This is a genomic window from Streptomyces venezuelae (assembly GCF_008642275.1).
In the GTDB taxonomy this organism is placed as follows: Bacteria; Actinomycetota; Actinomycetes; order Streptomycetales; family Streptomycetaceae; genus Streptomyces; species Streptomyces venezuelae_E.
The window spans coordinates 413,324-427,040 of sequence record NZ_CP029189.1 but is presented as its reverse complement, the minus strand read 5'-3'; the positions used below and the strand labels follow the sequence as shown (position 1 = coordinate 427,040).

Sequence of the window (13,717 nt, the reverse complement as noted above, 5' to 3'; positions counted from 1 at the left end):
GGTGGCGGGCGGCAAACCTTGTTGCCGTTTCCGGGACGGCCGGGTGCAATGGCCGTATGGACGAGAAGCCATCCCCCCACCAGGCGGTCCTCGACGAGGTCGCCCCCCGGCTCCGACGGCTGCGCGCCCGACGCGGACTGACCCTGGCCGCGCTCTCCGAGACGACCGGCATCTCGAAGAGCACCCTGTCCCGGCTGGAGTCCGGGCAGCGCCGCCCCAGCCTGGAACTCCTGCTGCCGCTCGCGGCCGCGTACCAGGTGCCTCTGGACGACCTGGTGGGCGCCCCCGAAGTGGGCGATCCCCGGGTGCGGCTGACCCCCCGCACCCTCCCGAACGGAGGCACGGCCGTGCCGCTGACCCGTGGTCCGGGCCCCCTCCAGGCGTACAAGATGCTCATCCCCGACCGCGGCGGTGAGCCGGAACCGCGGACCCACGAGGGATACGAGTGGCTGTACGTGCTGGAGGGGCGGCTGCGCCTGGTCCTCGCCGAGCACGACCTGGTGCTCGGCCCCGGCGAGGCCGCCGAGTTCGACACCCGGCTGCCCCACTGGTTCACCAGCGCGGACGGGCGGCCGGTGGAGATCCTCAGCCTCTTCGGGCGGCAGGGCGAGCGCATGCACGTCCGCGCGAAGCCCCGCGCGTGACGGCGGGGGCGGGTGTGCCGGTCCGGCACTCTTTCGCATCCGATGGGTCAAGTGGGGTGAACCGAGCCGCGAATCGCTCTAGGGTGCGCCCGTAGGCACGGCTGTGGACTGCTGTTCGGCGGTTTTCGGCCATGGCTCACCCGGCCGCACCCTACGGCCGTACCGCACATCGAACTGGGGGATTCATGCGTAGATCCCGAGGGCTGGTGGCCGCTCTCGCCCTGTCCCTGGCCGGAACCGGAGCGGGGGCGGGCCTCGGCCTCGCCCCGCAGGCGGCGGCGCTCACCCCGCCCGTCACGTTCACCGCCGACCCGCTGTCCACCTGGCAGCCCGACGGCGTCGTCTGGGCCCTCGCCGAGGCGGGCGGCCAGGTCTTCGCCGGAGGCACCTTCTCCACGGTGCGCCCACCGGACGGAGGATCCGGAAGCGAGCGGTCGGCCGTGAACTTCGCGGCCCTCGACGCCGCGACCGGCGCCCCGACCTCCTGCGAGCTGTCCTTCACCGTGGGCTCCGGCACCGCCACCGTCCGCGCGCTCGCCCTCTCACCGGACAAGACGACCCTGTACGCGGGCGGCTACTTCGGCGCCGTCAACGGCACTCCCGTCTCCAGCCTCGCCGCGATCGACGTGGCGAGCTGCACGGTGAAGCAGAGCTTCCGCCCGGCCTTCGCGGCCACCGTGCGCGCCCTCGCCGTCACCGGCGACACCGTCTACGCGGGCGGCGACTTCCTCAGCGTCGCCGGCCAGCCGCGGCAGCGGTTCGCCGCCGTCGGCGCGGCCGACGGAGCGCTGAAGCCCTTCACCGCCAACGCCGACGAGCCCGGCCGCGCCATCGAGGTCACCCCCGACGGCAACCACGTGGTCCTCGGCGGCGACTTCTTCACCGTCAACGGCACCAACACCCACGCACTGGCCGTCGTCGACGCGACGAGCGGCACGCTCACCAAGTCCTACGCCGGTTTCATCGAGACCAACTCCGTGGTCAAGGACATCGCGACCGATGCCACCGGCTTCTACACCGCCAACGAGGGCACGGGCGGCGGCGTCTTCGACGGCCGGATCGCGCTCAACCTCAGCGACTACGGCCAGCGCTGGCGCGACACCTGCCTCGGCGCCACCCAGGCCGTGCTGCCGTACCAGAACGTGCTCTACAGCGCCTCGCACGCACACGACTGCTCCAGCGTCGGCGAGTTCCCCGACGGCCAGCGCCACCACCTGCTCGCCCAGCCCACCACCGGCACCGGCAAGCTCGGCTGGGCCCCCGACACCAACGACGGCATCGGCGAGGGCATCGGACCGCGCGTGATGGCGGTCGGCTCCAAGGCAGGCGTCCAGTACCTCTGGGTCGGCGGCGAGTTCACCACCGTCAACGGCGCGGCGCAGCAGAGCCTGACGCGCTTCGCCTCCACCGGCGACACCGGCGCGCCCACCGTGCCCGTGGCGAGCGCGGTCAGCTTCGAACCGGACGAGGCCCAGGTGCGCTGGCGTACCAGCCTCGACCTCGACGACAGCGCGCTGACCTACCGGATCTACCGGAACGGCGCGGCCACGCCGATCGCCACGGTCACCGCCGACTCGCTGTTCTTCCGGCGGCCGCAGGCCTCCTGGACCGACACCACCGTGACGGCGGGCCAGTCGTACACCTACCGCGTGACGGCCACCGACGGGGCGGGCAACACCAGCGCCCTGTCCGCTACGGCGAGCGTGACCGTCCCGACCACGGCGGAGGGCTACCCGAACAAGGTCCGCACCGACGGGGCCGCGCTGTACTGGCGCTATGACGAATCGGCCCTGCCCTTCGTCGCCGACTCCTCCGCGGGCAACCAGAGCGGCGTCCACAACAACGCCCCCGCCCTGCGGCAGACGCCCGGCGCGGTCTCCGGCGCGAGCACCGCGATCGGCTTCAACGGCTCGAACACCCACGTGTACGGGGACAAGCTGCAGACGATCGGCGGCACCTACAGCATCGAGACCTGGTTCCGCACCGACACCACCCGCGGCGGCAAGCTCGTCGGCTTCGGGAGCCGCCAGGTCGGCGCCAGCAACCACTACGACAAGCACGTCTACATGACCAACGACGGACGGCTGGTCTTCGGCGTCTACGCCGGAGCCACCCGCACGATCACCACCCCGGCCGCCTACAACGACAACCAATGGCACCATGTCGTCGCCACCCAGGGCCCGGGCGGAATGACCCTCTACGTGGACGGCGCGCAGAAGGGCACGCTGAACGTCACCACCCACGAGAACTACGCCGGATACTGGCGCACCGGCGGCGACAACCTGGGCTCCTGGCCGAACCGCCCGACCAGCGACTACTGGGCGGGCCGGCTCGACGAGACCGCCGTCTACCCGACGGTGCTCAGCGCGGCGCAGGTGCAGAACCACTACGCCCTCGCCACCGCCCCGGCCGACTCGGTGGTCCAGGTGCCCGCCGCGGAGGACACCTACGCCAACGCGGGGGCGCCCGCCACCAACTACGGCACCTCGGGATCGCTCGCCGTGCGCGGCACCTCGTTCTACGCGAGCTACCTGCGCTTCAACCTGCCCGCCGCGCCCGCGGGCACGGTACTGAAGGCGGCCGCGCTCAGCGTGAAGACGAGCACGCAGAGCGGCGCCGGCACCACGGACACCGTCTCGGTCGTCCCGGTCACCGGCTCGTGGAGCGAGGGCGCGACCACGTACAACAACCGGCCCGCGCTGGGTGGTCCGGCGCTCGGCACCTTCGCCGGGATCGCGGACGGTTCGGCCGTGCACACCACCGGGCTGAACACCGCGAGCGTCGCGACGGCCCTCGGCGGCAGCTACGGCCTCGCGCTCACCAGCACCGGTACGGACGCCCTGTGGCTGTGGTCCTCCGAGGCACAGGCGAACGAGGGGACGCCGCAGCTGACGCTCACCTTCGGCGCACCGTGACCTGACACCCCCAGGGAACAGGAAGGGGCGCGGGCCGGCCTGAGGGCCGGCCCGCGCCCCCCTCGCCTAACGGCGCGCGTCCACCACGGCGAGGAGCTTGCCGCTGGTCGCACTGCGGTCCAGCGACGCACCGTCCACCGCTTCGACCACCAGATCCAGCAGCCGCTCCGCAACCGCCGAGCGCAGCTCCGGGTAGCCGGCCAGGAACACCTCCCGCAGCCGCTCCGGGTCGCTCGCCGGGGTCCGTTCCACCCGTACGGTCAGCCGCTCGCGCGCGCCGGCCGAGTCGAGCCGGATCTGCAGCTCGCCCCGGTGGCCCCCCTGTTCCCCGGCCAGGTCCAGGAAGCGCCGGAGGTTCAGGAAGTACGTCGCCACCCGCATCACGTCACCGGTGCGCCCCCGCAGCTCGAAGCGCGGCGCGTGCCGTCCGCACGGGCAGCGGCCCGGAACCTCCCGGCCGAGGTCGCCTATGACGTACCGGCCCAGGTGCTGGCCGCGCCGGGCATGCGTGGTGAAGACCAGCCGGCCCGTCTCGCCCGGAACCACCGGGCGGTCCTCGGCCAGGTCCAGGATCTCCATCGTGTGCAGGTCGGCGTGCAGGTGGTGGACGCCGCCCGAGCTCTCGGTGCACTGGTAGCCCAGCGGGCCGAGGTCGGTGCTGCCGTAGGTGATCGAGTGGACCACCTCGATCCCGAAGGTGTCCTTCAGGGTGCGCCGCTGCTCCTCGGTGAAGTGCTCGCCGCCGTAGAACACCTTGCGCAGGCCGCCGTACGCGCGCAGCGCGTCCTCCTCCGCGTGCAGCAGCTGCCACAGGTAGGAGGGCATCCCGAAGAGGGTGTCGGCCCCGTGGTCGATCAGCGCCTGCGCCGTGGCCCGGTGGTCGGGGCCCGCCGACAGCGGCAGCTGCACGCCGCCGAGCCGTTCCAGCACGGAGAAGAAGCTGATGAAGCTGCCGTACATGGCCCCGCAGTAGAACAGGTTGGCGGTCCGGTCCGAGGCCGGGTCGTAGCCGGCGGCCAGCAGGCCGCGGGCGGCGGCGTGCATCTGCGTGTCGTAGTCGTCGTAGCTGAAGACCGACAGCGCCGGTGCGCCGGTACTGCCACCGCTGCGGAAGTAGAGCTCGGCATCGGCCCGTGCCAGCCGGCGGGCCGGCTCCTGTACGTCCTCCTTGCCCACCAGCGGTCCCGTGGGACGCGGCAGCACCACGGGCCGCACCAGGTCGTCCAGGCAGGCGGTGGTGGCGAAGGCGACCGGATCGGCCTGGACCGCGACGCGGCGGCTGTAGCGCTGCAGGGCGTAGACCCCGTCATGGGGCTCACCCGCGTAGCTTTCCAGCATGGAGCCGACCGGCGTGACACGGGTGACACCCGCGGCCAGGGCGGTGCGGGCGAGTTCGGCGACGTCCGTGGCGCTGCCCGCGATGCCCGCCGTCTGCAGGTAGCGGCGCATCGGCCGCAGGGTGGCGACGAGCCGCTTGCGGGGCAGCGGCTTGACCCACACGCTGCGGTGCAACGGCGAAGCCGTGAGCGGGGACCGGGTGTCCGCCAGCACCCGCCACGAGCCGTCGGGGGCGGCGAACACCCGGGTCAGGCCCAGGTGCTCCTCCAGCCGGGCCATCAGCTCGGTGGTGGTCAGCTCGGCCGCCTCCGCCGGGTCCGGCTCGCCCGCCGCAGCTGCGGCGGCGGCCGGCGGCCGGGTGGCGAGGACCGAGGCGAGGCGCTCGGCGAAAGCGAACACCTCGTCCTCGTCCTCGGTGTCGAGGTAGACCACCTGGGGGCTGGAGCACGCCTCCTGTTCGTACAGGCAGACGTCGTCCGCCAGGGCGTCGAGCGTCCCGGCGTCCGACCAGGCGTCGGCCGTCAGGTAGGCGAAGGAGATCCGGTGCCCCCACTCCACCAGCCGGCAGCCGGCCGGCACGTGGGCCGCCACCCCTTCGACGGCCGCCTCCCCGCCCCACACGGCGACGGCGTCCGCGGGCGCGCACATCAGGCGCAGCCACTCCTGCCGGGAGGAAGGGAAGCGCAGCACGACGATCCGCGCGGCGAGTGCGCCGCTGGGGTCCAGGGCCGCGAGCTCGGCCATCAGGTGCTGGGTCAGGAGGGTGTCGTCGCCGCTGGTCTTGAGTACGTTGACATTGCCGGCGAGCAGGCCTTCGACGATGCTCAGCGGCGCGACCGTCGCGGCGTTGCCCGGCGCGATGTGGGCGACCATCCCGACGGGCGCCCACGCCTCGTAGACCGTCTCGCGCGGATCCGCCCGGTTCAGCCGGCCCGGAGTCGCGCCGCCCAGTTCCCGGCGCAGCTTGCGGGTCAGCTCCCGGCGGCCGAGGAGGCCGCCCAGCTCGGCCAGGACGGCCGGGTCCTCGCCCTCGGGCAGATGCGCGGCGAGCCGGGCCCGTACGGGATGGCCCGGATCGTACAGCGCTGCGGAGAGGGCCTCGCACGCGGCCAGGACGGTCTCGGTCTCCAGGCCCTCCGCGAGCGCGGTCTCAACGACGTCCGGCAGTCCGGCGAGCCGCCGGCCGGCCTCCTCGTCGCCGATGAACTCGCCCTGCCAGTAGTGGTGGTGCACGCTCACGGTCACGCCATACCCTTCATCAGTTCCGCTGCGGCCACCGCGCAGCTGCGGTTGCGGCTCACCCCGGCACGGCCGTGGACGGTGAACCAGGGGGTCTGCAGCTCGCACCCGCACGCGTCGCCCGGCTGGAGCGAGGCGAGGTCGCCCATGACCACGCTCTGCGCGGGCACCGAGGTGATGTACGGCGACACGAGGTGCAGGTAGCCGCGCTCCCCGTAGGGCAGGGGTTCGAGGGTGCGGGTCGAGCGGATCGTCACGCGCGACCAGACGGGAGCGTGCAGCCGGTGGTGGTCGCACTCGATGTACGGGATGCAGTGCTCGACCGACCCGAAGGTGTCCCGGATCCGCTCACCGGGAATGCCGAGCTGCTCGGTGACCCGGGAGTACAGCTCCTCCTTCTCGACGCGCCGGTCGGCGTGGCCCTTCCAGCCGCCGCCGAGGACCACGAGGGAGCCCTCGGGCAGGCGCAGCGGAGGCAGCCCCATGGCCCGCATCCGCTCCAGGGTGAAGAAGAGGAAGGCCGGGAAGCCGAGGATGCGGACCGGGGCGTCCTCCTGCTCGAAGCGGCGCAGCGCCGCGATGCAGCCGAAGGGGTCGAACTCGTGCTCGCCGCCGGTGTTGCGCAGCGCGTAGGTGACACTGCGCGCGGGGGCGAAGTCGCACAGGTAGTTGTCGGTGAAGGCGGTCCCGAGGTTCAGCGAGGGGGCCGGCTCGTAGCTGTACAGGAGGTAGTTGACCTCCTGGTCGGGGGTGATCCACCCGTTGTGCTCGAAGATCCGGGCGACCATGCGCTGGGCGGAGCGGATGGTCCACCGGTCGAAGAACATCTGGGACTTCTGGCCAGTGGTCCCGGAGGAGGTCAGGTGCAGGTCGACGTCCTCGCGGGGGATGGAGAGCACCTCGTGCCGCTTGAAGAAGTTCGCGTGGACGAGCGGCGCACGGTAGGGCTCGGCCGGCGCGGTGGCCTCGTACAGGGAACGGAAGAACGCGGAGCGTTCGGTGTGCCAGGCGTTGGTCTCCGCCATGGCTGCGGCGAACAGCGCGTCCTGCTCGGGTCCGAAGGCGTACGGATCGGTCAGGTCGCACAGCTCTTGTACGTGCGGCAGCAGGGCCGGGTCGGGTACGGCGACCGGCGCCAGATGGGGGTTCACGGGGTTCACGGGGTTAACGGGGTTAACGGGGGCCATGGGGCTCATGAGGCAACCTCGGATGATGTGGGCAGGTGTGTCGACGCCCAGGCCGACACGTAGCAGTCCAGGTACGGCTGGAGGGGTGGTTCGACGGCGACGCCGCGGAAGTCGATCCGTTCGCCGGAACGGGACAGGACGGCGTAGTCGTGGAAGCCGTCGCCGTCCGCGCGCATGGCGGGGTAGAGGGCCCCGGCGATGAACCCCTGGGCGAGGAAGGCCGAGAGGGCCTCGTGGTGGGCGAGTGGCACCAGGGCCTCGACGTAGCCGGCGCCCGCGCGGGCCAGGGCCCGGGTGACGGGTTCGAGGTGGGACGCGGCGGCGGCCGGGTCGGGATGGGCCGTCAGCAGGGACGCGTACCCGCCGGCGCGGTTGAGGTAGGCGTAGACCTCGAACCGGCCGTCCTCGGGGGTGAGCAGCACGTTCGGGGTGTGCAGCGGGTAGAACCAGCCCTCGGCGCCCGGGAACCGCTCGCGGAACCGGCGGCGGACAAAGGCCGGTGCCTCGATCACCTCCAGCCGTTCGGCCGCCGCGTGCGCTGCGGGGGCCGGGAGCGGACCGGTGGCGGCCCGGACCCCGGGGTAGTCGATGCCGAGCGCGGACTCGGACGTGCGCAGCAACGGCAGCAGCGGGGCGGGCACTTCGGCGACGGGGATCCGCCGGTCGAGCACTCCGGCGGCGTGACGCGCGTAGAGTGCGAGGCTTTCGCGGCTGCTGAGATCCACGGCGTTGGGCAGGATGCCCAGCGGGCGGAAGCCGTTGCGCAGGACGACGCGCTGGGGACCCGCACTGACGGTGCGTACGGTCGCGTACACCGAGTCCAGGCGGCCCGTGTCCAGCATCGCGGCGCACAGGGCCTCGGTGAGGGCGGCGGCCAGGCCGGCCGAGCGGTGCTCGGGGTGCACGGCGATGCCTTCCAGGCGGCCGGTGCGGCTGCCCGCCTCGCCGTGGATGGCGGCGGACGCGGTCAGGGCCCCGGTTCCGGCGCATCGGGTGACGAGCCACAGGGAGTGCGGGTCGGCGATGAGCCGGGCCATCTCGGCGGGGTCGGTGCCGAGGGCCACGGGGTAGTGCGGACCGTAGACGGCGTAGTAGAGCTGGCGCAGTTCGGCGATGTCCGCGCGGACGGCCGGTGTGATCAGGGGGCTCATCGCGTGCCTCCGGCGGGTTCCGTCATGGCCGGGCCGGGCGTACGGGAACCGAGAAGGGCCAGCGCGCAGGCAGCCGGGAGCAGACCGATGCCCTGCACGAGGCAGAGCGTCTGCGGGGAGAGGACGTCGCCGGCGGACCCGAACACCAGGGACGCCACCGGCAGGGAGGCACCCAGGACGGCCTGCATCACGGCGAAGAAGCCGGGCTTGTCGGCTGTGGGCACCATCCGCTGGAACAGGGCGACGAAGCGCACGCTGACCGCCCCGGCGCACCAGCCGGCCACGGCCAGGCAGCCCGCGATGACCGGGCGCTGCGCGAACAGCCCGGGCAGCGCCAGCGCGAGGGCCATCAGGCCGAGGCACCAGGCGCCGGCGACCGTGGGCCGCCCGGGCACGCGGGTGCCGGTGAAGGCGCCGACGAGCGCGCCGGTGCCCAGGGAGGCTTCCAGCAGGGCCACGGTGGCGCCCCCGCCGTTCAGGACGGACCGGGTGTACAGGGGGATGACGACGAACACGGCAGCGGTGAACAGGTTCGCCGCGGTGAAGCAGACCAGGATCCGCCGTACGGCGGGCAGTTCGGCCAGGATGCGGCGGAGCGGGCGCTGCCGGGGCGGTGCCGCCGCGCCGTCCGCGCCGTCCGCGCCGTCCGCGGCGACGGTACGGAACCGGGCGCTCGCGACGAGCACGGCGGCGCCGAGGTAGGCGGCCGCGCAGCCGGCGGACAGTCCGGCCAGGCCGGCACGGTCGACGGTCAGCGCGCCGAGCAGCGCTCCCGCGAGGCCGGCCAGCGACTGGGTCGACAGCTCGAAGCCGGTGGCCGTCTCGATGTCGGCATCGTCGACGAGTTCGGGGACCGAGGTGGTCAGACAGGGGTCGAAGAACGCCTGGCAGGTGGCCAGGGCGAGACCGGCCGCGTACACGGAGGTGAGCGGCAGGCCGCCGCCGTACGCCCACAGGGCCAGGGTGGCCGAGGCGGCCCCGGCCGCGGCGGCGGCGGTCCGCAGCACCGAACGGTGCGCGAACCTGGCGACGGCACGGGCCACGACGGGCGCCAGCGCCACGGCGGGCAGCGTGCAGACCGCCATGAACAGCCCCGAGGCCAGCCCCCGTGCTCCGGGTACGGCGTAGGCGACGATCCACCAGGACACGCCGACCTGGAACATGCGCACGGAGGCCTGGGTGAGGACCTGCCCGACCCATACGGCGCCGAAGGCACGGTTGCGCAGGACCAGCGGAGCGCGGCGACGCCGGGACGGTGCCGGTGCCGGTGCCGGTGCCGGTGCCGGTGCCGTGGTTCCGGTCCGCGGCTGTCCCTCGGACTCCGTTGTGGCCGGGCCGACCGGGCCGGCCGTGGGTGCGGCGGTCATGCGGTCGGCCTCTCGTCGAGCACGCGGACGAGCTTGCCCGAGCGCGGGTTGACGGCGAGGTCGCGGTGGCGTGCCCACTCCACGGACAGGGGGTGCACGAACCCGGCGCGCACACTGTCCGGATAGAGCGGCCGTGCCGTTTCGAGTTCCGCCACGACGGCCTCGGCCAGTGCCGCACGGCCGCTGCCCGTCACCCGGTCGCCGGTGTCGTCGCCGGGGGCCGTCGCCAGCCGCAGGACGAGCCCGTCGCGGCCGTCCCAGCGGCGGACGACGAGCTGCATCCCGACCACGTGACCCTCGGTGTCCGCCGCGGCCACGGCGTCCTGGGCGTCCTGCGTGTAGAGGGAGACGGGGCCCACGCGCACACCCTCCTCGGCGCGCCCGAGGATCCGGAAGTGGCCCTGCCCGGTGCCGGTCCACTCGGCCCGGTCACCGGCGGGGTAGCGGATGATCGGCATGAGCCGGCGGAACAGGCTGGTGACGACGACCCGGCCCGGCCGACCCGGTTCGGTGATGGGTTCGCCGGTGGAGTCGTCGAGGATCTCGACCACCGAGTAGGGGGTGAAGGCCCGGTGCACCCGGGCGTCGGTGCCGGGCACCGGGCGGCCGAGCAGGCCCGCGTCGACGCTCGCGTATCCGACGGAACGCGCCTCGGCGCCGGGGAACGCCGCGGCCAGCAGCCGCCGCTGGTCGTCGAAGAGGGCCTCGCCGCCGAAGAGGAGCAACTCCACCGAATCGAGCCGGGCACCGGACGAGACGACCTGCTCGGCGAGCCGGCACAGGGTGGTGGTCGTGCCGGTCAGCACGTGGGCGGAGAGATCGCACAGCGTGGGGATCGTGGATTCCGGCGGTGCACCGCCGCCGATGGGCAGGCGGACGTTGTCCACGGGCGCGTGGGCGAGCGAGTCGAGGACGAAGAGGAAGCTGGCGTACAGCTCCCCGGCGTAGAAGAGATCGGCGACCCGGTGCCCCGGGCGCAGGCCGGCGTCCACGAGTCCCTCGCCGAAGGCGGTGACGAACGTGCGCCACTCGTCGCGGGTGTACACGGAGAACTTGGGGGACCCGGTGGTGCCGCCGGTCTTGTAGACGGTGGCCTCGCTGAGCGGGCCGGTCAGCACCTGGCTGTCGTGCAGGGCGTTGGCCGCCCAGAACTCCTGCTGGTCGACCACCGGCAGGTCGGTGAGGCGGTCGACGTGCGCGGGCAGGGACGCGTAGAGGTCCCGGTAGTAGGGCGAGTTGTGGCGGGCGAAACGTATGAGGTCCGAGAGCTGCTGGGCGGACATGAGCCTTTGCCTGGATGACGGGAACGGGAAGGGGAGTCACGGCGGGGCGCGGCGAGAACGGGAACTCGCCTGCGGGATCGAGCCGGTGAACGGGGGACCCCCCGGCGCCCCCGTATCCCTCTGACTGCACGCCGAGAACTGACGTGCAGTCATGATGATGAAACATCAGTACCCAGATCGCCAAACTGGCCGAGGATTTCCGGACACTGGGACCGGATTCAACAGTTTTTCCGGTAAAGCCTGGGCCGGCGCTCACGTCGACTCGGGCGCTGGGGGAGGCGTCCCTTCGTCACGCGGCCGGGCGGCCCGGGGTGACCGAACGCGCTCTGCCGCCTCGGAGTGCGGCGGTCGCCGACGCGCTGCCACCGTGGATGTTCGAATTCGCCGAACGATGTGCGGATTTGAGGTGTCCGTGAATTTCGGAATTCTCTGCTTCGGCTGTCCCGTGGCTTCGCAAGTGGCTATTGTTTCCCTGTTGCATCCTCTGGGTCGGTGGCGTTCTGCTGCTGCCCTTCGGTGCGTTGCCGCAGTGCCACGACGTGCCGAAGGTCCGCGGCTGCGGACCGGTCCCCGAGGTGAAGGAAGGGGTGCCGTGAAGGACCCTGACGAAGGAGGCGGCAGGCCGCCGCGGCGTAATCGACTGCGTCGGTTGGTGGCCCGGGTCAGGTGGACGGCGCGAGGCGCCGTTCCGATCGTGGCCCTGCTGGCCTACGGCGCACAACTCGTGCGCGCGCTGCGGGGATAGCCGCCCCGGACGTGCTGAAATCACGTCCGGGGGGCCGTCTCCGGGGTCGGCCCGGCGCGGTGAGGATGCCGCGTCGGGCCTCTGGCGTGCGCGCCCTGGGGCGCGCCGCCTTCGCATGTTCCGTAAGTTCCGGAACTTACGATACTGCACCCCGCCCCGGCGTAATGCTCGATGTGTCAATTCGGGGCGTCATCGTGGACCGTAACGCTCCCGGTATCGTCGGCGTTAATGCCCCCGAATACCACCACCGCAATACCGCGGCTCAACTCACCTAACAGAACTGGTAGGTGGTCGCACGGAAACCGCGCGCCGGCCGGTGCGGACCACACCTTGACGTCAAAGCGTGATCCCCGCACGTCAGTTCGTCAGTTCGCCATCTCGTAGGTGAAGGTGTACGCGACGGAGGTGTCGCCGTGGCGGTAGGTGAAGCCCCCGGAGCCCGTCAGGCCGGTGAGATCCCCGGTGCCGGAGCCGGGTACCACCTCGAAACGGCACACCGTGCCGCCCGCGTCGAAGCTGCCGCGCTCCTCCAGCACGAAACTGCCCTTGCGGCCGTCGAGGCTGCCGGAGACGAGCTCCATCCCGCTGTAGGAGCCGACGTTCTCCCCGACGTAGGCGATCGTGTAGGCGCAGGCGGTATCGGCAGCCGCGATCCCGCCGGTGAAGGCGTTGTTGACACGGGCGTGGGCGAGCCGGGGAACGGCGTCCACGGCGCCGACGGGGCTCTCCTCCCAGTTGGCGAAGGTGAAGCGGCCACCGGTCTCAACGGGCGTGCGCATGACGATCCTCTCGGTCGCACGGACGGTCGCTCCGCCCGGCGTGGCCCAGGCTGGCAGCCGTACCTGACACCTTCTGTCAGGTACGCGCGACAATGACGCCATGCGTGCCGACCGGCTTCTCTCCCTGCTCCTGCTGCTGCAGAACCGCGGCCGGATGACCGCCCCCGAACTCGCCGCCGAGCTGGAGGTGTCGGTGCGCACCATCCACCGCGACGTCGACGCCCTCGGCGCCTGTGGCGTTCCCGTCCTCGCCGACCGCGGCCCGGCGGGCGGCTACCGGCTGGCCGACGGCTACCGCACACGTCTCACCGGCCTCACCGACGCCCAGGCCGGCTCCCTCTTCCTGGCCGGCGCCCCGGGACCCGCGCAGGAGCTCGGCCTCGGCGCCGATCTGGCCGCCGCCCAGCTCAAACTCCAGGCCGCGCTGCCGGCCGCGCTCGCCGCGCGGGCCCGCCGGATCCAGGACCGCTTCCACCTCGACGCGCCCGCCTGGTTCCGGGAGGCCGACCCCGTCCCGTACCTCGCGCAGATCGCCCAGGCCGTCTGGGACCAGCACGTGCTGCGCACCCACTACCGCCGCTGGCGCGGCGAGGTACGGCGCGAGCTGCACCCGCTCGGCCTCGTCCTCAAGGGCGGCATCTGGTACCTCGTCGCCGACGTCGGCTCAGCCGTACGGACCTACCGGGTCTCGCGGTTCCTGTCGGTGGACACGGCGGCGGAGCGGTTCGAACGGCCCACCGGGTTCCAACTGGCCCCCTACTGGCAGGAGTCCACCAGCCGTCTGGACGCCGTGCTCCACCAGCAGACCGCCGACATACGCCTGTCCCCTCGCGGGCAGCAGCTGCTGCCGATGCAGTTCGGGGCGGCGGGCACCCGGGCGCTCGCCGACGCGGGCCCGGCCGACGCGGACGGCTGGGTCCGGCTGAGCATCTCCGTCGAGTCCCAGGCCGTCGCCGTCGGGGACCTGCTGCGCCTGGGCACGGAGGCCGAGGTGCTCGGCCCGCCCGAACTGCGCCGTGCCCTCGCCGAGACGGTGACGACCCTGGCCGGACGCTACGCCTGACGCGGC

At 72.7% G+C, this 13,717-nt stretch carries 9 protein-coding genes; 3 read left to right on the top strand and 6 right to left on the bottom strand.

Annotated features, from left to right (window positions below; translation table 11 throughout):
* Positions 1-56 precede the first annotated feature (56 nt).
* Both DEJ51_RS01870 and DEJ51_RS01865 read left to right on the top strand, forming a co-directional pair.
* Complete coding sequence (locus tag DEJ51_RS01870; RefSeq protein ID WP_150255676.1) at positions 57-644, top strand: helix-turn-helix domain-containing protein; 588 nt, start codon at positions 57-59, stop codon at positions 642-644.
* A 185-nt stretch (positions 645-829) separates the two neighbouring features.
* Complete coding sequence (locus tag DEJ51_RS01865) at positions 830-3,559, top strand: DNRLRE domain-containing protein (protein WP_150255674.1); 2,730 nt, start codon at positions 830-832, stop codon at positions 3,557-3,559.
* Between the two features lie 66 nt (positions 3,560-3,625).
* Here the strand turns inward: DEJ51_RS01865 and DEJ51_RS01860 are convergent, their stop codons facing one another.
* The 6 genes from DEJ51_RS01860 to DEJ51_RS01835 form a co-directional block, all read right to left on the bottom strand.
* Entirely contained in the window at positions 3,626-6,142 is a 2,517-nt protein-coding gene (locus DEJ51_RS01860; RefSeq protein WP_223835620.1) for an acyl-CoA reductase, read from the bottom strand.
* Complete coding sequence (locus DEJ51_RS01855) at positions 6,139-7,287, bottom strand: acyl-protein synthase (protein WP_150255673.1); 1,149 nt, start codon at positions 7,285-7,287, stop codon at positions 6,139-6,141. The genes DEJ51_RS01860 and DEJ51_RS01855 overlap by 4 nt, the downstream gene beginning before the upstream one ends.
* Positions 7,288-7,328: 41 nt before the next feature.
* Positions 7,329-8,474, bottom strand: coding sequence for a GNAT family N-acetyltransferase (locus tag DEJ51_RS01850; protein ID WP_223835619.1), 1,146 nt, complete (start codon positions 8,472-8,474; stop codon positions 7,329-7,331).
* Positions 8,471-9,841 (bottom strand): MFS transporter, encoded by a 1,371-nt coding sequence (locus tag DEJ51_RS01845; protein WP_150255671.1) that lies wholly within the window; start codon positions 9,839-9,841, stop codon positions 8,471-8,473. Before DEJ51_RS01845 ends, DEJ51_RS01850 begins: the two co-directional genes overlap by 4 nt.
* Positions 9,838-11,124, bottom strand: a complete 1,287-nt coding sequence (locus DEJ51_RS01840; RefSeq protein ID WP_150255669.1) for a phenylacetate--CoA ligase family protein — start codon at positions 11,122-11,124, stop codon at positions 9,838-9,840. The genes DEJ51_RS01845 and DEJ51_RS01840 overlap by 4 nt, the downstream gene beginning before the upstream one ends.
* A gap of 1,110 nt (positions 11,125-12,234) precedes the next feature.
* Positions 12,235-12,648, bottom strand: coding sequence for a DUF3224 domain-containing protein (locus DEJ51_RS01835; RefSeq protein WP_150255667.1), 414 nt, complete (start codon positions 12,646-12,648; stop codon positions 12,235-12,237).
* Positions 12,649-12,748: 100 nt separating this feature from the next.
* On the opposite strand from DEJ51_RS01835, the gene DEJ51_RS01830 reads away from it, so the two are divergent.
* Entirely contained in the window at positions 12,749-13,711 is a 963-nt protein-coding gene (locus DEJ51_RS01830; RefSeq protein ID WP_150255666.1) for a helix-turn-helix transcriptional regulator, read from the top strand.
* Positions 13,712-13,717 lie beyond the last annotated feature (6 nt).